Below are 21,334 nucleotides of genomic sequence, written 5' to 3'. Positions count from 1 at the left end.
TTCTGACCCGGGCAGCTCAGGCTGCCTTGGCGGTTTTGTTCGTTGCGAGGCTGATCTGGCCTGGGCGCTCGGGTGGTGCTTCGGCTGCGGCCTTGGCCTGCTGCTCGGCACGCCACTCGGCGAGTGACTTGATCACCAGCGTCACCAGCGCCAGCAGCGCCAGCAGCGATGCCACGGCAAATGCGGCAGCCGCCTGGTAGTCGGCATACAGCACTTCCACGTGCAAGGGCATGGTGTTGGTCTGGCCCCGGATATGACCGGAGACCACGGACACGGCACCGAATTCGCCCATGGCACGGGCGTTGCACAGAATCACCCCATAGACCAGACCCCATTTGATATTGGGCAAGGTGACATTCCAGAAGGTCTGCCAGCCCGAGGCTCCAAGCACGATAGCAGCCTGCTCTTCGTCGCTGCCCTGGGCCTGCATCAACGGGATCAGCTCCCGAGCGATGAAGGGAAAGGTCACGAACACGGTGGCCAGCACAATGCCGGGTACGGCAAAGATGATCTGAATGTTGTGCTCGGCCAGCCAGGGGCCCAGCCAGCCATTGGCACCGAACACCAGCACATACATCAGACCTGCGACCACGGGCGAGATGGAGAACGGCAAATCGATCAAGGTCGTCAGGAATGCCTTGCCCTTGAACTCGTACTTGGCAATACACCACGCGGCCGCCACACCGAAGACCAGATTCAAGGGCACGGCAATCAGCGCCGTGATCAGCGTAAGCTTGATGGACGAGATCGCATCGGGCTCGCCCAGCGAGGTGACATAGACATCCCAGCCCTTGCGCAATGCTTCGCCAAAAACGGACAGCAATGGCAGGATCAGGAAGATCAGCATGAACAGCAGGGCCACTGTGGTCAGAACCCAGCGCACCCAGCGTGGCTCGGTCGTGGTCATTTTCTCGAGCTTTGCTGTCTTGGGCGGAGCCGTGATCTTGTACAGGGCGACCAGGACCACCAGAGCAATGGCGACGATGGTGAAAAGATGCGCCCAGATGGGCAGCAGATTGGGGAACAGCGCCTGAATGGCTGCGTGAATCGAAGACATCTCAGCGGCCTCCCTGCGCCTTGCGCTGCCATGCCTGCAGTGCGTTGATCAGCAGCAGCAATACAAAAGAGATCAGCAGCATCACCACGGCCACGGCCGTGGCACCCGCCACATCGTGTTGATCCAGCTTGGCCATGATGATCAGCGGAGTGATTTCCGAAACCATGGGAATGTTGCCGGCAATGAAGATCACCGAGCCATACTCACCCACGGCGCGCGCAAAAGCCATGGCGAAACCGGTCAGCAGCGCCGGGCCGATATGCGGCAGTATGACTTTGTAGAAAATCTGCCAGCGCGATGCCCCAAGGCTGGTTGCCGCCTCTTCCAGCTCCTTCTCGAAGTCTTCCAGCACCGGCTGCACGGTACGCACCACAAAAGGCAGACCGATGAAGATCAATGCAATGGCGATGCCCTTGGGGTTGTAGGCCATCTGAATGCCCAGCGACTCGAAGTACTGCCCGATCCAGCCGTTACCCGCATACAGCGCCGACAGCGAAATACCGGCCACGGCCGTGGGCAGCGCAAACGGCAGATCGACCAGCGCATCCACCACCTTCTTGCCGGGGAACTGGTAACGCACCAGCACCCAGGCAATCAGCATGCCGAACACCACGTTCACACAGGCTGCGATAAAGGACATGGTGAAGGACAGCTCATACGAAGCGACCACGGCCGGTGCCGAGACCGCAGTCCAGAACTGCTCCCAGGTCAATGAGAAGCTTTTGAACAGCAGGGCTACCAGCGGGATGAGCACGATGATGCTCAGATAGAAAATGGTGTAGCCCAGCGTCAACCCGAAACCGGGCAACACTCGCTTGGCACTACGCGCCTTGCGTGGGGCTAGAGCAGCAGAGGACATATTCAAGGACGAAACGGGGGGTGGATTTCACTGAAGGTCAATCAAGCACGGCCCAGCTCGAAAACATCGAGCAAGGGCCGTCCCGCAGCGAGGGTGTTGTCCCTCCCGCTCAGCGGGAGAGGAGAAAGCCGCAAAGCGGCCCAGGGGGGAGCCGGTTACTTACCGGGGGTATACAGCTTGTCGAACTGGCCGCCATCGTTGAAGTGCACCTTCTGCGCTTCGGTCAGAGAGCCGAAGTACTTGGCCACGGTGAACTGCTTGATGGGCTTGAACTGGTCGGCGTGCTTCTTGAGCACCGCTTCGGAGCGAGGGCGGATCGCATGCTTGGCAGCGATTTCCTGGGCTTCGTCAGAGTACAGCCACTGCAGATAGTCGGTGGCCAGCTGGGTGGTTCCCTTCTTGGCCACAGTGCGCTCGACCACGGCCACAGGGTTCTCGGCCACGATGCTCACTGATGGGTAGACGGCGTCGACCTTGCCCTGGCCGAATTCACGGTCCACGGATACAACTTCGGATTCGAAAGTGATCAGCACATCGCCGATATTGCGCTGCAAGAAGATGCTGGTCGCATCGCGGCCGCCCTTGCCCAGCACGGGCACGTTCTTGTAGAGCTTTTGCACGAATTCGGCGGCTTGCGCATCGGTGCCGCCCTTTTCACGCACCGAGCCCCAGGCTGCCAGATAGGCGTAGCGACCATTGCCGCCAGTCTTGGGGTTGACCACCACGACCTTCACGTCGGGACGCACCAGATCGGACCAGTCCTTGATGTTCTTGGGGTTGCCGTTGCGCACCAGGAACAGCATGGTCGATGTCGTGGGCGATGCATCGTGCGGGAACTTCTTGTTCCAGTCCTTGGCGACCACGCCGTTCTGGGCCAGGAAATCCACATCGGTGGTCGTGTTGAAGGTCACCACATCGGCAGCCAGACCGTCATTGACAGCGCGGGCCTGAGCACTGGAGCCGCCATGAGACTGGTCCACCTTGATGTCCACGCCCTTGGTCTTCTTGTAATGGGCGATAAAGGCAGCGTTGTAATCCTTGTAGAACTCGCGCGCCACATCATAGGAGACATTGAGCAGCTGAGTTTGCGCCGAGGCAGCGCCTGCTGCTGCCAGTGCGATGGATGCCAACAATGTCTTGAGCTTCACGGAATGCATGGTTCGCGGCCTTTTCTTGAGCAATGTGTATAGATGTACACATTGTGCGAACGACTCCTTAAAACTCAAAAGAATATATTTTTCTTTGTTTTTCCGAAATTCAATATAAAGAATGAAACAGCACGCAAGGCCAATGCAAAAATAGCTGGAAGTGCTTTATCAGAAAGCGCCTGCAGCTATCAAAAGAAAAGCATGATCGGAAAACTGAACAAGGACTTCAAGCCGAAAGTGCAGCTGACTGCAAGGGCCGGGCCGAGGTCTGGGCATTCCAGCCGCCCTGCTCGGTCAACGACTGCAGCAGCGCCAGTCCCAGCGGCCAGGCGCCAAAGCCCGATTCGATATTGATGTGTCCGGCGTTCTGCAAGCGCACCAGCTCGCTACCCCAGGCCCTGGCATAAGCGCCCGCACGGCGTATGGGGCAGAACGGATCATTGCTGCTGGCCACCAGCACGCTGCGATAGGGCAGCGGCGCATAGGGCACGGGAGCGAAGTCGGCCAGCTGGGCTCGGCGCTCGGGATCGGCCGGAGCCACCAGCAAGGCGCCATGCACGCACGCCGCAGCGGCCTCGCCCAGATGCGCGGTCGTGATGCAGCCCAGGCTGTGAGCCACGATGACGGCAGGACGCTCATCGGAGAGCAAGACTTTCTCCAGCTCCCCAACCCATGCATCGCGGTGCGGCACCAGCCAGTCCTGCTGCTGTACACGCACAGCCCCTTCCAGCTGCTCTGCCCACAGGCTTTGCCAATGGCTTGGACCGGAGTTGCGCCATCCAGGCACGATCACGATGCGAAATGGGGATGTCATGCTGCCTCCTGTAATCTCGGAGCGCCAGCCGGGCGAGAGGAAAAAGCCCGGCGCGCTCCTGATCTGATAACAAGGCAGTCATTGTGGGCAGGGCCTGCACAAATCCCAACGAATGTTTTGTTGTTACCTTATGGGCAGAAGCTAATGCGGCGCCGAGGCCGATGCAGCCTTCTGCGCGGCAGAGATGCTGCTGCCCGGCATGCGCTCGCCAAGGAAGTCCAGAAAATGCCGGACTGCCGGCGCCAGCCCGCGCCGCGAGGGAAACACCGCATGCACAATGCCGCGCGGAGGCGCCCATTGCGGCAGCAACTGCACCAGAGTACCCTGGGTCAGTTCGTCCTGACACATATAGTCAGGCAGCCAGCACATGCCGCTGCCGGCCAGGGCCGCAAACTTCAGCGTCAGCAGATCGTCGACCACATAGCGCGGCTCCAGTTGCAGCCGGTGCTCCTTGCCTTCGGGCCCGACGAGCAGCAGACTGGAATGGCCGTCGACCGCCGTCATCGCCATGCTGTCCAGCAACTGCAAGTCCTCCAGCGACCTGGGCGTGCCCTGGCGCTGCAGCAGATCGGGGCTGGCCACCAGAATCTGGCGTGAGCTGTCGAGTCGCTTGACGACCATGGAGCCGCTGTCCTCCAGAGTGGCACGCACGCGCAATGCGACATCCACCCCCTCCTCGACCAGATTGACAGGGCGGTTGGTGACTTGCATCTCCACCTGCACCAGCGGGCAGCGCTTGAGGAATTCGGGCATCAGCTCACCCAGCACCGTCTGCGCGAGTGTCACCGGACAGGTCACACGAATGGTGCCGCGCGGCTCGGTCTGGACTTCGGCCACGGCATCCGATGCGGCCAAGGCTGCATCGCGCATGGCCTGGCCATGACGCAGAAAGGTCTCCCCCACTTGCGTCAGAGACAGCTTGCGGGTGGTGCGTTGCAGCAAGCGCACCCCAAGATGGGCCTCCAACTCGGCAACACGGCGCGAGAGGCGCGACTTGGGAATGCCCAGTGCTCGCCCCGCAGCGGCAAAGCCGCCACGCTCGACCACTTCGACGAAGTACAGCATGTCGTTGAGATCCACCATGCATATATCCTTGGACTCGATTGAATTGATATTTGGAACGATCTATCGCATTTTTGCAGACTTATTGCCGAATCTAAACAAATCTACAATCTATCCCATTGCAATTCAAAACGAATCACTGTTTTGCCGCAACGCAGCATCCGGGCTGGGCAAGAAGTGCTCTCTTACTCATTTTTAGAGGTATAGGTACCAATATGCAAATCCTGCACATCGACTCTTCCATCACTGGCTCCAATTCCGTGACCCGCGCACTGACAGCAGATATCGTTGCCAGCCTCAAGCAGGCCAACCCCGAAGCCAAGGTGGACTACCTGGATCTGGCCGTGAGCGCCCCCAGCCACCTGAGCGCGCAGTCTCTGGGCTTTCGCACCGGCCAGGCCGCTGCCACCGAAGTCGAACGTCAGGAAAACGCTGTCTCCGAAGCCCTGGTCAGCCAGTTCCTCGCAGCTGACGTGATCGTCGTGGGCGCTCCCTTCTACAACTTCACCATTCCCTCGCAGCTGAAGGCCTGGCTGGACCGCATCGCCCAGGCTGGCCGTACGTTCAAGTACACCGCTACCGGCCCCGTGGGCCTGGCCGGCGACAAGAAGGTCATTGTCGCTTCCGCTCGCGGCGGCGCATACTCCACCAGCGACGCGGGCCAGGCCATGGAACACCAGGAAAGCTATCTGAAGGTGATCTTCGGCTTCATGGGCGTGACCGACGTGACCATCGTGCGCGCTGAAGGCGTGGCCATGGGCCCCGACGCCAAGGCTGCTGCCATGGAAGCTGCCAAGGCCCAGATCGAACAAGCACAAGCCGTTGCTGCCTGATAGCTGGCAGAGCTGCAAAAGCCGGTACCGCCCATGGCGTACCGGCTTTTTTTGCGCAACAAACTTGCTCACGACCAAGGCTTCGGACATTTCCGACTGAAGTTCTGGAAAAAACTGCCGATCTGCAGGCCTGAACCCGCTGTTTTTGATACTCTGAAAACAGTTCGATACCTATCAGGTCCGAGTCCCGGTTGACTCGGACGTGTTTTCCCAGATGCCAGCTTCTCGCCCCATGTCCACCGCCACCCATCAAGCGCCTCAGCGCTCCGACGAAAACCTCGTCGTCACCGCTATTGCCGCGTTTCTGGTGGCAGCACTGATTCTGGGTACGGTCGCCTATCAATATCTCAAGCATTCGCAGCAGCAAGAGCAGACCCGTACCGACCGTCAGGCCTACAAGCGCTACAACGACTATCTGAACTCCACCGAGCAGGCAGTTCCCGAGCCAGCCACCAAGCCGCCAGCCCCCGCACAGGTCAGCGCGCCTGCCGCGCCACCCAGCATGACCGAGAAGCTGCTCAGCCACCCGGCCGTCACGCCTGGCCCGGGCTTCAACGCCCCCGGCGTACAGCAGACCGGCGTGGCCATCATCGATGCGATGGATCACGCCCAGGCATCTGCGAAACAGTAAGGTCAAGAAGGCAGACAGGCTTTGCCTTGACTGCCCGGCAGCTCAGCGCATCACCAGACCGCCGTCGACAAGCAGCAGTTGCCCGGTCATGAAACCGCTGAGTTCCGACGCAAGGAACAGCACCGGCCCTGCCACATCTTCGGGCCGTGCCAGCCGCCGCAGCGGCGTGGCCGCCATCAGCGATTCACGAAAAGACTCCTTGCTGCCCTGTGTGCCCTGCGTGGGATAGACCAGACCGGGCGCCACACAGTTGACGCGGATGCCCACTGGCCCGAGCTCGCTGGCCAGATTGCGGCTGAAGGCCAGCAAAGCACCCTTGGATGTGGTGTAGTCGTGGTAGGCGACAACAGGCTGCTCCACCAGATTGCTGACGATATTGACAATGCTGCCGCGCGCGCGCTGGCGCATCAGCGGCAGCACCGCACGGCAGACATTGAAGCTTGCGCCTACAGCCCCGTCGAACTGTGCCTGATAGTCCGCCCATTGCAGATCCTCAAAACGGCTGCGGCGTTCCGGGTCGAATGCATAGGGCCTGAAGGCGTTGTTGACCACGATGTCGATGCCCCCCGCTTCGCGCACTATGCCGTCCACCATGCCCTGCACCGCATCGGGCGATCCCACATCGGCCTTGACCGCCCAGGCATCCCCCCCCGAGCCCTGGCCCGCGGCCAGGCAGGCATCCACGGTGCTGGCTGCAGCCTCGTCATTGGACAGGTAGTTGACGGCCACGGTCGCACCCTCACGCGCAAACGCCAGTGCAATCGCCGCACCGATGCCGCGGCTGGCGCCCGTCACCAGCACCACCTTGCCGTGCAAGCCCATTGAAGAAGACTGACTCATATTCACGATTTCCATTCAAACACTGGCAGGCCCCAAGTAAGAGACAGCAAGCAAGGCCCTTGGCGGCACCGGCTCCCAGCGAGAGGGGAAGACGCGGGGCCGCCCTGGTAACACGCCTCAGTGGGAGATTTACAGCGGCACAACCACATCCGCCACCTTGATCTGACGCTGCACCATGCCCAGCGATCGGTAGACATCGGCACCCTTTTGCAGCGCAGCCAGATCGAAGCTGCCCAGAGGCTGACCCTGGACTGCAGGCATGGAAGAGACGTTACGCAGGCGGATCACATCCAGATTGATGTCGCGACGCGTGCCGTCGATGGCATATTTGCTGGCCAGCACCGAGGCCTCCTCGGGATTCGCCATCATCCAGGCAGCGCTTTCGCGGTAGCCCTTGACGAATGCCTTGAGCAAGTCCTTCTTCTGCTGGAACACCTCCTCGCGCACCACAAACATGTCGCTGGACATATTGAGGTGGTCGCTGACCTGCATCACGTTGACTTCCCCTATGCCCTTGCGCAGCCCCACGGCCAGGCCGGTATCCGTGGCGGCAGTCGCATCAACCTGCCCTTGCATCAGGGGCGCAAAGTTCAGCAGGCCGGTCACGACAATGCTCACATCCGACTCCTTGAGACCGGCCTGATGCAGCATCACCAGCAGGTTCTGGCGCGTGCCGCTGGCAAGGCTGTAGACACCGATCTTCTTGCCCTTGAGGTCTGCGGGCTTGCGAATGCCCGAGGACTTGAGCGAGACCACGTTGAACACGTTCTGCGGATAGATGTCGTAGATCGCCACCAGCTTCTCGCCCTTGTCCAGAGCCATGAAGAAGGAGCCTGGGTCGGTAAACGCCACGTCGGCCTGGCCGCTGAGGATGTTGCGGATTGCATCGCCGCCGCCCGCTCCGGGCAGATAGGCCAGTTCCACGCCGTTCGCCTTGAAGAAGCCTTTTTCGGGCTCGACCAGGATATTGGTGATCTCGCTGATGGGCTTGCTCCAGCCGGCCAGACGAATCTTGCCCTGCAGGGGAACCGCCATGCTGGTGCCGGTCATGGCAAGGCCGCTCAGGCCTGCACAGGCGCCGAGCAGGCTGCGGCGAGAGATGAACGAAGTCTGGTTGCTGGTGTTCATGACAAATGGTTTGAAGATGCAGTCAGGCCCGGTCGCCCGACTGCGAGGTTGAGAAGTGATGGGAGCGCAGCAAATAGCGCTCCAGAACAAGGCAGGCCTGATACAGCAGAAGGCCCATGGCGGCAATCAGCACCAGCGCCGCAAACATCAGCGTGGTGTCCATCATTCCCTGGGCAGCGATGACCACGGCGCCCAGGCCCTGGCTGGCACCCATGAACTCGGCCACCACGGCCCCGACCAGCGCCAGCACCACGGCCACGCGCAGCCCGGCCAGAATCGCGGGCAGCCCGGTCGGCAGTTTCAGGCGCAGCAAGGTCTGCAGACGTGTAGCACCCAGCATGCGAAACAGCTGCAGACGCTGGGCATCCACCTGTCGCAGGCCCGTCAATGTGTTTTCCATCAATGGGAAAAAGCAGATCAGCGCCGTGATCAGCACCGTCGGCAACATGCCGAAACCGAACCACAGCACAAACAATGGCGCCAGGGCCAGCTTGGGTACGACCTGGCTGACCACCACATAGGGCTTGAGCACGCGCTCCAGCAACTCGGACTCGGCCAGAGCCATGCCGGCCAGCAGGCCCACGGCACTGCCGACGAGCAGTCCCAGCAGCAAGGCCTGCAAGGTCGCCCAGAGATGCGGCCAGAAATAGCCGGATGCCAGACCCGACCACAGCGACAGCGCCACTGCCGAGGGTGCAGGCAACACCAGCGCCGACAAGCCAAATTGCCTCGCAGCCAGCTCCCACATTGCGATAACAGCTATCAAAAGCGAGGCAGATAGCCAGTGTGTTCTGTTCAGCAAGCCACTCATGCGCCACCCCGGTCCATGGATGCCCGAATGCGCGCGCAATAGTCGTTGAACGCCGCACCATGGCGCATGCTTTGCTGCCGCGGCTCTGGCAGCTCTATCGACCAATCGTCCACGATGCGGCCGCCATGCATGAGTGCAATGCGGTCGCCCAAATAGACGGCCTCGTTGATGTCATGGGTGACAAACAGCACCGTCGTGCCATGCCTATGGCAGGTGCGCAGCAAGTCGTCCTGCAGCTCGGCACGCGTGATGGCATCCAGTGCCGCAAAAGGCTCGTCGAGCAGCAGCAGCGGCGGCTCCAGAATCAGGGCTCGCGCCAGAGCCACGCGACTTTGCTGACCGCCCGAGAGCTGCCCCGGGTAAAGCCGGGCATGGGCGACAAGACCCAGTTGCTCCAGCAATTGCATGGCCGCCTGTTGATCCTGCTGCGTGGGTTTGCGCTGCAGCGACACGGGCAGCAGCACATTGTCGATCACCGTATGCCAATCCAGCAATGTCGGAGCCTGGAACATGAAGCCCAGTTGCGGCCCCGGCGCTGCCAGTTCGCTGCCGCGCAGCAAGACATGCCCCGACTGGGGCCTGATCAGGCCAGCCGCCAGCTTGAGCAGCGTGGTCTTGCCGCAGCCGCTGCGCCCCAGCAGGCAATGAAACTCTCCGGCCCCGACCTGCCAGTCCACGCCATCCACCACGGGCGCTCGTCCCGGGTAGCTGAATCGAGCCTGCTTGAACTCCATGAATGCCACGGCGGTTTCCACTCCCTCAGTCCGCATAAGAGGCCAGCGGCTGGGCCGCCAGTTCTGCCGACTGCTCGATCTCCGTCATGCGCACCAGATCCAGCAGGTTGAAGCGCCCGTCATGGTGCCAACCCGCCTCGGGCATGCTCATGGAGCCGATGGCGCTGATACGCGTGACGCCGGCCGCACCCAGCAGCCCGGCCAGGCGGTACAGCTCTTCGGGACCGGCCGCAATGCCGGCGGTCTGCAGATAGTCACGCTGAGCGGCCACCACGGGCAGCACGGCATCGAGCCGATCCACAGCCACCACGGCAATCGTGCGGTACAGCGCTGTCGGTGCCAGAGGCTGAAGACTCTCGCTGTAGGCCACGCTCCAAGGCGCATCCACAGGCCCCAGCAGTTGGTGAGCTTCACCGCCCCACTCCATGTTCTGCTGCCAGCGGGCCAGCGCCGCCCCTTCTTCCAGATCCAGCTCGCGGCGTGCGAATCGTCGCTGCAGATTGGCAAGCTCGGCCGCCAGATAGTCGGCAAAAGCACGCGGCGAGATCGGCGCTCCACTCTGTACATAGAACACATGGGGCGAGTAGCAGCCCTGCTGGTCGTAGCGCATCACGTCCCAGGCTGCCAGCCTTGCCATGGCCGGAGCCTTGAGCGTATCCAGCGCCTGCGCGCCGATCAGGCCAAAGCCCAGCTTGTGGCCATGGGGCAAAAAGCGCGTCGTCACGGGCAGGCGACGGCGCAGCGCATCCAGCGTCTGGTTGCCGCCATAGGCCAGCACCGTATCGGCCTGGGCATAGAGAGCGTCGGCCTCTTCGCCACCTGCACCGCGCCACCACACCACGGCCAGGCAATCGGCCAGCGGCGGGTGGACCTCGGCCAGCAAGCGCGCAAACCATCCCGCAAACAAGGGCTCGGCACTGGCCAGCTTGCCAATCGCAGGGGCCTTGACCAGCAAGCCACAGATCAGACTCCACAGTGACAGCGCAGGCACGTTGCCAGCCCAGCTATGCACCAGCAGATCCGGGCCGAAAGCACGTACGGCCCCGCCCTTGGCTGTCGGTTGAAAACCATCGAGTACTGCCGGATTGGCAAAATCCTCGGCCACAAAGCGCTTGAGCTGCGCCGCACGAAAGGTCTTGAAAAATCCTGTCAGCCCCAACCGCACCATATCGGCGTCATAGCCGCTGACCACGGGCAGCCAGGCTTCGGCCTGCTGGCGGTAGATATCGTTGCGATCCAGCAGACGGGCCATCGCACGATCGACGGCATCGATGATCTCGGCCACCGGCATGGGACGCAGATGGATGGCCGCAGCTGTACGCACACGACTGGCCAGTGCCTGCATCTGCGGCGCCGTCAGCACGGGAACGCAGACTTCCAGCCCCCGGCCGTTCCCAGACTTGAAGTCCAGCGTCTGCCACTGCACTTCAGCATCGCCGAGGCCAGGCAGATAGCCAGCCCTGATGCGCTGTAGCTTGCGCTGCTCGCTCATGCGCCGGCAGCTTTCACAAACTCTTCAACCGCCAGCGAGCAGCCCTTGGCTGCGGCACCCTCGGCCCGCCCCAGCAGCAAAAAGCCGTCTTTTTCCTGCTGGCCGGCCCACAGGCCCACATCCTCGGTCAGGATGGTGGTCACCGCGTTGTAGTTGGCCAGATCGCAATGCACCAGAATGCCGCGCTCACCAGCTGCCACGTCCCTGCCGGTGATCGGCTCGACCAGACGCGAACGGATCCAGTGCGGACCGGACTTGACCGAAGGCAGCACCGCATTGCCATCGTCATAGAACTGGGTGCTCAGCTCCGTCATGCCATACATATTGATGCACAGACTGCGGGGCACGCCCAGCAGCTGGGAAAGCTCGGCATAGAACTGCTCGAGCGGCAGCTCGCGCGACTGCCCCTTGTAGCCACCCGTATCCAGCACGCGGCTGCCTGCGGGCAGGCGAAAGCTGCGGCCCTGCGCACGCAGGGCATCCATCACATGGACCAGGCTGAAGCTCGCGCCCAGCAGGGCAAAGGGCTGGCCGCTGCGCTCGGACTCTGCCAGCGCGGCACACAGGGCCGGCATGTCCAGCCCTTCCGAGTTCAGGTAGTAGCGGCTGCCGGCCGAACCGAATTCGGACCGGGCCAAGGCCAGATAGTGAGCCAGCGAGGAATTGGGCATGGCCTGCTCATCGGGAAACAGAATGCCCATGGACATGCGCTCCAGACCCTGCATGAAACGCCTGGAGAAATAGCGCTTCATGGACAGGTCGTAGACCTCGAGCTGCGGATGGAAATGACGTCCACGTGCGGCGCGGCCCGTGGTGCCGCTGGTCATGAATACGCGCTCGGCGGGCGACGGCGGCTCGCTGCGCAGTTCCATGGCCTTGAAGGCATCGATGGGCACGGCCGGAACATCGCGCCAGCTCCTGACATTGCGCAGCGTGGCGCCGCGTCGCTGGCAAAAGCTGCGAAACGGCGCATTGCATTCGTACTGGTAGGCGAAAAGGCGCAGGGCGAGTTGATTGAACTGGTCGTCGGTACAGTCATCCATTGCGATGAAAGCAAGCAGATCGGCGACCAGCGAAGCGGCCTTGTCCATGAAATTCCTTCGAGAGCGGGGACATCATGCTCCGAAGGCTTGCTGACCATGCGAGAACGCACTGCCCTGAGGTCAGCTTGCAAGCTCTTCTTCCGCCGGTATGAACCGGGTCAAGTTCGCGGGTGTAGATCTCAGCACTGGCGTGCACCCCGGAGCGCGGCGCCATCTTACCCCAACGGCATCGCTGCAAGGAGGCTGAGCTGCCGCATGAAAGTCGCGTCACTTGTAACCTGGGGTAAGGCTTCAGCAAGGACAAGAAGGACATCCAGGGCAAAAACATCAAAACACGGCTGCCCAAATACAATCGACCCAGCTCCGCAAGCTGTCTGAGACGCAACCTGCCGCGGCGCCGACAATGGTGCTGCGCGGCATGTCGTGGCGATGGACGGCGTCAGCAAAGCTTGCAAGCCATCCAGGGCACTGAATGCCCGCCCCAAGTCCCAGAGATATTCACATGCATTTTTCGCGCCTTTGTCATCTGGCAGGCTGGCCTGTGGCCGCCGCCGGACTGCTGCTAACGGCACAGTCCGCAACAGCCCAGCAAGCCGCCGCCCAGCCGGACCTGCCCCAGTTGTCCGAAGTCACCGTGCGCAGCACCTTGCAGGAGTCCGCGCTTGAGCAGACCCCGGCATCCGTCACCGTGCTCGACGGCGAGCGCATGCGCGAGCGCAATCTGCAGGTCAATCTCTCGGAATCCCTGAGCGCAGCTCCGGGCCTGCAGCTGCAGAACCGCCAGAACTACGCGCAAGACCTGCAGCTGTCGATTCGCGGCTTTGGCGCGCGCTCCACTTTCGGCGTGCGCGGCATACAGATCTATGTCGACGGCATCCCCTCCACCATGCCCGATGGCCAGGGCCAGACCAACAATATCGATATCGCCTCGCTGGAGCGCGTGGAAGTTCTGCGCGGCCCCTACTCCGCGCTCTACGGCAATGCCTCGGGCGGCGTGATCAATGCCTATACCGAACGCGGCGAGGGCGCGCCCTCGGTGGAAAGCAGCTTTGCGCTGGGCAGCGACGGCCAGAAGCGACTGGGCCTCAAGGCCAAGGGCGAAGCCAACGGGATTGGCTATGTGATCAGCGCCAGCCGCTTTCTGACCGACGGCTACCGTGCCCAGAGCGCAGCGGACAAAAACCTGTTCAACGCCCGCATCGACGTCAAGCCTGACGAATACAGCCAATTGACCCTGGTGGCCAACCATGTGGACATCGATGCCAAGGACCCGGGCGGCATCAAACCCAGCGAGTGGGCCCTCAATCCAAAGGACGTCAACGCCAATGCGATCAAAATGAACTCGCGCAAAAGCGTGAAGCAGACCCAGGCCGGCCTGACCTATGAGCGCCAGCTGGACGGCGGCCAGGCGCTGCGCCTCATGGCCTATGCCGGTCAGCGCGAAATGATGCAGTTCCAGTCTGTCCCCCCCAGCAGCAAACTTGAGGACAAGTACAAAGGCGGGGTGATCGGCCTCAGGCGCGACTATGGCGGCATCGATGCGCGCTGGAGCGGCAAATACGAGCTGGGCAGCGGCAGCCTGAGCCTGATTGCCGGTCTGGCCGCCAATACCGTCAGGGAAGATCGCCAGGGCTACAAGAACTTTGTCGGCAGCCAGCTGGGCGTGGTCGGCGAGCTGGTGCGCGACGAGCGCAATACGCTCACCAGCATCGATCCCTATCTGCAAGCCTCCTGGGCCTTTGCACCGCACTGGAAGCTCGATGCCGGCCTGCGCTGGAGCAATGTGCAGTTCCAATCGCGCGACCATTTCCTGGCCGACAAGGACGATAGCGGCAATGCCGGATTCCATAGGCTTCTGCCGGTGGTTTCGCTGCAGCACGAACTCAATCAGGACACCAATATCTATGCCTCGCTGGGCCGCGGCATGGAAACACCGACCTTCAACGAGATCTCGTACCGCCCCGATCTGGTCGGCGGCCTGAACTTCGGCCTCAAGCCTGCGGTATCGACCAGTGCCGAGCTGGGCATCAAGCAGCGCTTCAATGTGGCCGGCCTGCGCGGCGACTGGTCTGCAGCGCTGTTCCAGACGAGCACCGACAATGAAATCGTGGTGGCCAGCAACGACAACGGCCGCACCTCTTATCAGAACGCCGGCAAGACACGCCGCCGCGGCATGGAGCTGAGCGGCAGCACCTGGCTGACGCCCCAGCTGCGACTGAACGGCGCGCTGACGCTACTCGACGCCAGCCTGCGCAGCGGTTACTGCGACAGCAAGGGCCAGGACTGCATTCCCGCCGGCAACCGCATTGCCGGCGCGGCCAGAAATCTGGGCTATCTGGGGCTGGAATGGCTTCCCGCCACCGACTGGCGTGTGGGCCTGGACTGGCGTCATGTGGGCCGTATTGCCGCCGACGACAAAAACCAGGTCTATGCCCCCAGCTACAACGTGGCCAGCCTGAGCGTTGGCTACACCCGGCGTCTGGGCGCCTGGAAGCTCAGTGCTTTTGCCCGCGTCGACAATCTGGCGGACAAGAACTATGTGGGCTCGGCCATCGTCAACGAAGGCAACGGACGTTATTACGAGCCGGCCCCGGGGCGCCAATGGATGGCCGGAACCAGCCTCAGCTACCAGTTCTAGGCATGTCATCCGGCTTTGCCGGACAGCAGCAAGCGGGCCCTGTGCCCGCTTTTTTCATGTCCGGACAGATCAAAGACGATTTTTTTCAGAAAAATATTTGCTGCCTGCAAACTGCCTGCCTAAGCCCGAAAGCCGCGAATTCCGCGCCGATTTTCCGGCCTGACGGCAGACGCCTGCAACAAGCTGGGGCTCGTCAGCCATGCAAGCCACGTCAAAACAGGGCTATCCACGGCCAACCGCATGAATCTTCAAGCCTGCTCCCATGCAAATTGAACGAAGTTAGCCGCTGAAACAGGAAAGAACAGCACACAGAACTCCTTCACTATGCAACACGCTGCCATCAGGCATGCAACTGCCACGAAATGCAGGGCAAACGGCAACCGGTGCCGATCCCCGGCAAAGAAATCATTTCTTATAGGAAATTCACCTGAAAAGAGCTCAGATGGCAGTCTTTTGAAAGCAAATTCACAGCGCTAGAATCCGCCACCAACGCTGCCTCGCATGTTTGAAGCCGGGGCAGGTTTCAGATTCGTCTCCGTATGTCAGCCCTTTTCGTTTCTTGCCATCCACATTCCAGCCCGGCGTCTTGCAGCCCTGCCCTTGCCGCAGCAGGAGCGGGTGCATGAGCGACGGTTTGCAAAGCCCTAACCAACAGGGCGTGCAGTTGGTCGATATCCGGTTGCAGCGTGGCCAGACCCAGGTGTTTGACGGCCTGAACCTAAGCCTGACGCAAAAGCGCATCGGCGTGATAGGCAACAACGGCGCGGGCAAATCCAGCCTGTTCCGCCTGCTTTGCGGACTTGAGCTGCCTCAAGCCGGACAGGTATTGGTGGACGGCATGCCCTTGCTGCAGGCGCGCCAGCACAAGCCCGGCCTGATCGGCCTGATGTTCCAGAACCCGGACGACCAGATCATCTTCCCCACCGTGGAGGAAGAACTGGCGCTGGGACTGCGTCCCCAGGGCCTGAACAAGCAGCAGACCAGAGCCAGGGCGCGCGAGTTGCTGGCCGCGCGCGGCCTGGCCCACTGGGCCGAGCGTGCTGTCACCAGTCTGAGCCAGGGCCAGCGCCAGCAGGTATGCTGGCTCTCGCTGCTGATTGCCGCGCCGCAACTGCTGCTGCTGGACGAGCCCTTCGCCAGCCTGGACCTGCCCGGTCAGGCCCGCCTGGCCCAGGATATTGCCACCGCACCTCAACAGGTGCTGGTCTCCACCCATGTGCTCGACCATGTGCGCGACTTTGAGCGTGTGATCTGGCTGGAGCAAGGCCGACTGCGTGGCGACGGCCCGGGCCGCGACATCTGCAGCGCCTACGAGACCTCAGTGCGGGAGCTGTTGATGAAGAAAAGCGCGCACGGAGACCTGCATGGGTAGCCTCTATAGCGAAGTTGCGACCTGGCTGCATCGCTGGTCGGCCGGCTTCAAGCTCTTGCTGCTGGCGGTCTTTGGCACGCTGCTGTTCCTGATAGCCAACCCCTGGGTGCTGGCGGGCTGCGGCGCGGCCTGCCTGATGCTCTGGATATCGCTGGGCCAGGCCACGCAGGTGGCGCGCCGGCTGATGCGCTCGGTCATCGTCGCGGCGCTGCTGGTGGCGGGTTTTCATGTCTTCATGGGCAACCCTGTGCTGGCAGCCCTCGGCAGTCTGCGGCTGGTCTGCGCCTCGACCCTGGGTATTGCGCTGACCATCACCACACGCCCCAGCGATCTGGTCGAGGTACTGGAATGGCTGCTGGCCCCGCTGGCCCGCCTGGGCATCCCCACCGAGCGCGTGGCCATGCAGCTTGCACTCATGCTGCGCTTTACCGAACATTTCTTTGTGCAATGGACAAAGCTGGACGAGGCATACCGCCTGCGCACCGGCAAAAGCGGCGGCCTGCGCCTGATTGCACCGCTGACGATTCATATGCTGCAGGCCACGCGCCGTGTAGCCGACGCCCTCTGGGCAAGACTGGGTTTCTAGGAGATCGTTGATGACTACCACTCCCTCTCACACCGTATCGCGCGGCGGCGCACGCTCCATGGCTCAGGTATCTCTGTTCGCGGCGCTGATGGCCGTGATGGGCCTGATTCCCAAGATCGACCTGCCGCTCGGCGTGCCCATCACCATCCAATCGCTGGGCGTGATGCTGGCAGGCGTCATGCTCGGGCCCTGGCGCGGCCTGCAGGCCATGGCGCTGTTTCTCGCGGCCGTGGCCGTGGGCCTGCCCCTGCTGTCTGGCGGCCGCGGCGGCATCGGCGTCTTCATGGCACCGTCTGCCGGCTATCTGGTCGGCTATATGCTGGCCGCAGGCATTACTGGCGCCATCATGGCCGCCCTGCCGCAGAGCACGCCGCGTCGCACGGCGCTGAGTGCGTTCATCGCCTCCTTGATTGGCGGCCTGCTGTGCCTGCATGCCTTTGGCGTGCTGGGCCTGATGCTGGTCGCCAAGATGAGCCTGAGTCAGGCCTTTGTCGTGACGCTGGCCTTTGTGCCCGGCGACTTCATCAAATGTGTTCTCTGCGCCATCATCGTCCACACTGTGGCGCGCGGAATGCCTGACTGGCGCTTTGGTGGTCGCCGGTGAACGCGCTGTCCACAGCAGCGCCGCTGCAGGGCTTGTGGCAGCTGGTGCATGGCCCGCTGGCCCATTGGGCGCAGCACCGGCCCGATGCGGTGGCATTGCAGAGTGAGGCCGATTCCTGGACCTTTGGCAGGCTGAATGCGGAGGTCGAGCAGCGCTCGGCACGTCTGGTCGCGCAACGCTCACCGCAAATGTTGCTGCTGGACGCCAGCCGCTCCACGCTGGAGCGACTGGTGGACTTTCTGGCCGTGATCCACAGCGGCCGCTGCGCGGCTGTCGCCGACCCCGACTGGCAACCGGCCGTGCGCCAGCGCATTGAAAGCTGGCTGCCCAAGCAGCCCTGCGAACTGGAATCGGCAGCACCGACAGCCGCCTTCTATACCGGCTTTACCTCGGGCAGCACCGGCCTGCCCAAGGGCTTCAAGCGCCATCACCTCTCGTGGACGGAGAGCTTTCGCGTCGGCCTGCAGGATTTCGGCCCCGTCGTCGCCCAGCGCACGCTGGCACCGGGGCGCATCTCGCACTCGCTGTTTCTGTTCGGGGCCATGCAAGGCATCTGGTATGGCTGCGGCGCCGTCATGCAGGAGAAGTTCTCGGCCTCGCGCTGTCTTGCAACCCTGGCTCGCGGCGATACCCCCTGTCTTGTCGCCGTGCCCAGCCAGTTGCTGCTGATGCTGCAATGGGCAGAACATCGACAGCTCGCACCGATTCCCGAGGTCGAGCTGATCACCATCAGCGGCGCGCGCTGGATGCGTGCCCACACGCCGGCGCTGCGCGCCCTGTTCCCCAAGGCCCGCATCATCGAGTTCTATGGCGCCTCCGAGGCCAGTTTTGTGGCCTGGATGGATGCCGACGAAGCCAGCGGCCCGCAGGCCGTGGGCAGACCGTTCAGCAATGTGGAGCTATCCATTCGCCCCACCGGCAGCGATGCCCCAGAAAATGCGCTGGCCGAGCATGGCACCAGCCACGCCAGCGACGGCCTGATCTATATCCGCAGCCCCATGCTGTTCATGGACTATGTGGGCGACGCCCATGACGCCACGGCCGTGCTGCGCGATGGCGACTGGCTGTCCGTGCGCGACATGGGCCATATCGACGAACGCGGCATGCTGTGCCTGGCAGGCCGCCAGAGCCGCATGATCGTCACCCAGGGCAAGAACCTGTTTCCCGAGGAAGTGGAGAACCTGCTGGCCAGCCACCCGGCGATTGCCCAGGTCTCGCTGCACGGCCAGGCCGATGCGCTGCGCGGCCTGCAGGTACACGCGGTGCTGCAATGGAGGCCGCAGACCGAGGCGCCTTCGGCCCTGGAGCTGAACCAGTGGCTGCGCAAGCGCACCGAAGCCTTCAAGGTGCCCCGCCAGTGGTGGATCTGCGAGCACTGGCCGCAGACAGCCAGCGGCAAGACCGACCACAACCAGCTGGCCCAGGCCCTGCGCACCCGGATGACAGCGCCTGCCGATGCTGGCATATCCCCTGCCCAGTTCCCCGCATTGCGGCCGTGGCAGAGTTGAGGCCCATGCCAAGCAAGTCCCCCATCATTGCCTGGGCCCGCAGCCCGGTGGCTCCGATAGGCTCGGCCCTGGCCCGGCTCAGTCCCCATGAACTGGGCCGGCCGCTGCTGCTGTCACTGCTGCAGCAAAGCGGCTTGCCGGCCCATGCCGTGGACGCGGTCGTCATCGGCAACGCCCTGGGCGCCGGCGGCAACCCGGCGCGCATGCTGGCACTGGCCTCCGGCCTGCCCGACAGTTGCGCCGCACACACCATCGATACCCAGTGCTGCTCGGGCCTGGATGCGGTGGCCATGGCAGTGGGTCTGCTGCAATCGGGTCAGGCCGAGGTGGTGATTGCCGGCGGCATCGAGGCCTGGAGCCGCGCCCCCATTCGCCAGACCCGCCCGCTGCACCCCGGCGAGCAAGCCCAGGGCTACGAGCGCCCGCCATTTGCCCCCGATCCCGAGCGCGACCCCGATATGTTGCAATCGGCGGCCGACTATGCGCTCACGCATGGCTTCAGCCGCAGCCAGCAGGAGCAGTATGCGCTGCTGAGTCACAGACGGGCCCTGGCCGCCCAGGCGCTGCTCGCCCCTGAAATCGTGCCTGTGGCCGGGCTTGCGGCCGACGCCTATCCGCGCGCGCTGCAGCCCGCACGTGCCGCGCGCATGCCGGTGGCGGCCCGGGGCTGCAGCCAGACCGCCAGTCTCGGCGATATCGCCGCCCATGCGCTCAGTGCGCTGACCATTTCGGCCAAGGCCGATGGCGCGGCCCTGCTTTTGCTGGCCACGCCCGAGGCCTGCGCCCGCTGGAATCTGCAGCCCCGCGCACAATGGCTGGCCAGCGCCAGCGTGGGTGCCGCGCCGGAAACACCGTTGCTGGCCGCCATTGCCGCAGCGCAGATGGCGCTGGCCCGAGGCAGCCATGCACTGGCGAAGCCGCGCAAACCACCATTGCTGGCGCGAGAGCTGTCAGTCATCGAACTGCATGACGCCTTTGCCGTGCAAGGCCTGGCCTTTTGCGCCGCCATGGGCCTTGAGCCCGAGCAAATCAACAGCGCGGGCGGCGGCCTGGCGCGCGGCCACCCGATCGGTGCCTCAGGCGCGATTGCGCTGGTGCGCTGCCTGGCTCAGCTCCAGCTTCAGGCCCGCTCATCGACAACCGGCACCGCGCTCGGTCTGGCGGCCATTGCCGGAGCCGGCGGCATCGGCGCAGCAACCCTGGTGCAATGGCTGCAAGCCGCTCCCTGAATTCATTTTTGATAGCTACTACCTCATGTCCAGCAACGGTTCAGCCGCCACAACACTTGAAAGCGCCGACTTGCCCGCAGGCATGGCGCTGATGCAGCAGCGCCGCTCCACACGTGCTTTCCTGCCCGATGCCGTGCCTGATGCGCTGCTGCAGCAGTTGCTGCTGACGGCGCGCCAGGCGCCCAGCGGCGGCAATCTGCAACCAGGCCAGCTGATTGCGGTACGCGGCAAGCTGCGCGAGCAGCTGACTGCGGCCCTGCTGCAGGACGTTGAAAGCCAGGTGCCCGAATGCGAGGACTACGCCTACTTTCCACGTCCCATGCCCATGCAGCTGCGCAAGCGCCAGGTGGCTTCGGCCCAGGCGCTTTACGGCGCACTGGGCGTGGCGCGCGACGACCGCGCGGGGCGCGAAGCACAGTTTGCGCGCAACTACCGCTTCTTCGATGCGCCCGTGGCGCTGGTCGTCACCATCGACGCCCATTACGGTCCCGGCGGCTATATGGATCTGGGCATGATGCTCTACGGCCTGCAGCTGGCTGCCGCCGCCATGGGCCTGGGCAGCTGCGCCATCGGTGCCCTGGCCTCGTACCCGGCCACCGTGCGCCGCGTGCTGGGTCTGGCCGAAAACAAGCACATCGTCTGCGGCCTGGCCCTGGGATGGCCCGACGAGACCGCTCCCGTCAACCAGACCCAGACCACTCGTGCAGCGCTGGCTGAATGGTTTCAGGTCATGGAATAAGCAAAAAACAATAGCTGCCAGCGCCAGTGATTAAATGGTTTTCCATAGAAAGAAGCGAAAATCAATGTGCAGCCAGCGCATGCAGCTATCAATAAGAGAGCAAAAAAGCGCTGCAGGTGCAGCGCTTAGTTCCATGCCCTCAGTCGGGCATGCCCCATCAAAGAGACAGCCAGCAAGCGCCGCCGCGCAGCAATGCTGTCGTCCCC

At 63.0% G+C, this 21,334-nt stretch carries 20 protein-coding genes and 1 riboswitch; of the genes, 9 read left to right on the top strand and 11 right to left on the bottom strand.

Annotated features, from left to right (window positions below):
• Positions 1-16 precede the first annotated feature (16 nt).
• From cysW to F0P97_RS11330, 5 genes are all read right to left on the bottom strand, one after another.
• Positions 17-1,057, bottom strand: coding sequence for a sulfate ABC transporter permease subunit CysW (gene cysW / locus F0P97_RS11350; RefSeq protein ID WP_182286788.1), 1,041 nt, complete (start codon positions 1,055-1,057; stop codon positions 17-19).
• A 1-nt stretch (position 1,058) separates the two neighbouring features.
• The gene (cysT, locus tag F0P97_RS11345; protein ID WP_034352054.1) at positions 1,059-1,916 is read right to left on the bottom strand and encodes a sulfate ABC transporter permease subunit CysT; all 858 of its coding nucleotides are present in this window, start codon (positions 1,914-1,916) and stop codon (positions 1,059-1,061) included.
• Positions 1,917-2,071: 155 nt separating this feature from the next.
• Entirely contained in the window at positions 2,072-3,073 is a 1,002-nt protein-coding gene (locus tag F0P97_RS11340) for a sulfate ABC transporter substrate-binding protein (protein WP_003079689.1), read from the bottom strand.
• A 217-nt stretch (positions 3,074-3,290) separates the two neighbouring features.
• Entirely contained in the window at positions 3,291-3,878 is a 588-nt protein-coding gene (locus F0P97_RS11335) for an RBBP9/YdeN family alpha/beta hydrolase (RefSeq protein ID WP_182286787.1), read from the bottom strand.
• A 141-nt stretch (positions 3,879-4,019) separates the two neighbouring features.
• The gene (locus tag F0P97_RS11330; protein ID WP_182286786.1) at positions 4,020-4,961 is read right to left on the bottom strand and encodes a LysR family transcriptional regulator; all 942 of its coding nucleotides are present in this window, start codon (positions 4,959-4,961) and stop codon (positions 4,020-4,022) included.
• A 194-nt stretch (positions 4,962-5,155) separates the two neighbouring features.
• On the opposite strand from F0P97_RS11330, the gene F0P97_RS11325 reads away from it, so the two are divergent.
• Positions 5,156-5,773 carry an FMN-dependent NADH-azoreductase gene (locus F0P97_RS11325; RefSeq protein WP_182286785.1) on the top strand — a complete coding sequence of 206 codons (618 nt, stop codon included), beginning with the start codon at positions 5,156-5,158 and terminating at the stop codon, positions 5,771-5,773.
• 232 nt (positions 5,774-6,005) lie between these two features.
• Positions 6,006-6,404, top strand: coding sequence for a hypothetical protein (locus tag F0P97_RS11320; protein ID WP_182286784.1), 399 nt, complete (start codon positions 6,006-6,008; stop codon positions 6,402-6,404).
• A gap of 42 nt (positions 6,405-6,446) precedes the next feature.
• On the opposite strand, the gene F0P97_RS11315 is transcribed toward F0P97_RS11320, so the two are convergent.
• From F0P97_RS11315 to F0P97_RS11290, 6 genes are all read right to left on the bottom strand, one after another.
• Positions 6,447-7,226, bottom strand: a complete 780-nt coding sequence (locus F0P97_RS11315) for an SDR family oxidoreductase (RefSeq protein WP_420093910.1) — start codon at positions 7,224-7,226, stop codon at positions 6,447-6,449.
• Positions 7,227-7,373: 147 nt separating this feature from the next.
• Positions 7,374-8,372, bottom strand: a complete 999-nt coding sequence (locus tag F0P97_RS11310) for an ABC transporter substrate-binding protein (RefSeq protein ID WP_182286782.1) — start codon at positions 8,370-8,372, stop codon at positions 7,374-7,376.
• Between the two features lie 22 nt (positions 8,373-8,394).
• On the bottom strand, positions 8,395-9,183 hold the full coding sequence (locus tag F0P97_RS11305; protein ID WP_182286781.1) for an ABC transporter permease: 789 nt from the start codon (positions 9,181-9,183) through the stop codon (positions 8,395-8,397).
• The gene (locus F0P97_RS11300) at positions 9,180-9,917 is read right to left on the bottom strand and encodes an ABC transporter ATP-binding protein (protein WP_232538255.1); all 738 of its coding nucleotides are present in this window, start codon (positions 9,915-9,917) and stop codon (positions 9,180-9,182) included. The genes F0P97_RS11305 and F0P97_RS11300 overlap by 4 nt, the downstream gene beginning before the upstream one ends.
• 25 nt (positions 9,918-9,942) lie before the next feature.
• Positions 9,943-11,409 carry an acyl-CoA reductase gene (locus F0P97_RS11295; RefSeq protein ID WP_182286779.1) on the bottom strand — a complete coding sequence of 489 codons (1,467 nt, stop codon included), beginning with the start codon at positions 11,407-11,409 and terminating at the stop codon, positions 9,943-9,945.
• Positions 11,406-12,500 (bottom strand): long-chain fatty acid--CoA ligase, encoded by a 1,095-nt coding sequence (locus tag F0P97_RS11290; protein ID WP_182286778.1) that lies wholly within the window; start codon positions 12,498-12,500, stop codon positions 11,406-11,408. The genes F0P97_RS11295 and F0P97_RS11290 overlap by 4 nt, the downstream gene beginning before the upstream one ends.
• A gap of 70 nt (positions 12,501-12,570) precedes the next feature.
• Positions 12,571-12,662, bottom strand: a riboswitch (TPP riboswitch).
• A gap of 292 nt (positions 12,663-12,954) precedes the next feature.
• Here F0P97_RS11290 and F0P97_RS11285 point away from each other — a divergent pair.
• From F0P97_RS11285 to F0P97_RS11255, 7 genes are all read left to right on the top strand, one after another.
• Entirely contained in the window at positions 12,955-15,090 is a 2,136-nt protein-coding gene (locus tag F0P97_RS11285) for a TonB-dependent receptor family protein (RefSeq protein ID WP_182286777.1), read from the top strand.
• Between the two features lie 622 nt (positions 15,091-15,712).
• Positions 15,713-16,462 carry an energy-coupling factor ABC transporter ATP-binding protein gene (locus F0P97_RS11280; protein WP_182286776.1) on the top strand — a complete coding sequence of 250 codons (750 nt, stop codon included), beginning with the start codon at positions 15,713-15,715 and terminating at the stop codon, positions 16,460-16,462.
• Positions 16,455-17,048 (top strand): energy-coupling factor transporter transmembrane component T family protein, encoded by a 594-nt coding sequence (locus F0P97_RS11275; protein ID WP_182286775.1) that lies wholly within the window; start codon positions 16,455-16,457, stop codon positions 17,046-17,048. The genes F0P97_RS11280 and F0P97_RS11275 overlap by 8 nt, the downstream gene beginning before the upstream one ends.
• A gap of 10 nt (positions 17,049-17,058) precedes the next feature.
• Positions 17,059-17,652 (top strand): biotin transporter BioY, encoded by a 594-nt coding sequence (locus tag F0P97_RS11270; protein WP_182286774.1) that lies wholly within the window; start codon positions 17,059-17,061, stop codon positions 17,650-17,652.
• Entirely contained in the window at positions 17,649-19,160 is a 1,512-nt protein-coding gene (locus F0P97_RS11265) for an AMP-binding protein (RefSeq protein WP_182286773.1), read from the top strand. The genes F0P97_RS11270 and F0P97_RS11265 overlap by 4 nt, the downstream gene beginning before the upstream one ends.
• Before the next feature lie 5 nt (positions 19,161-19,165).
• Positions 19,166-20,389: an acetyl-CoA C-acyltransferase gene (locus F0P97_RS11260; RefSeq protein WP_182286772.1), complete on the top strand. Its 1,224-nt coding sequence runs from the start codon at positions 19,166-19,168 to the stop codon at positions 20,387-20,389.
• A gap of 25 nt (positions 20,390-20,414) precedes the next feature.
• Complete coding sequence (locus F0P97_RS11255) at positions 20,415-21,128, top strand: nitroreductase (protein ID WP_371878533.1); 714 nt, start codon at positions 20,415-20,417, stop codon at positions 21,126-21,128.
• The last annotated feature ends 206 nt before the right edge of the window (positions 21,129-21,334 follow it).

Origin of the sequence: Comamonas testosteroni (assembly GCF_014076415.1) — a bacterium.
Lineage (GTDB): Bacteria > Pseudomonadota > Gammaproteobacteria > Burkholderiales > Burkholderiaceae_C > Comamonas > Comamonas testosteroni_F.
Note: the sequence above shows the minus strand (reverse complement) of the source record. Positions and strands in the feature narration are given on the sequence as shown.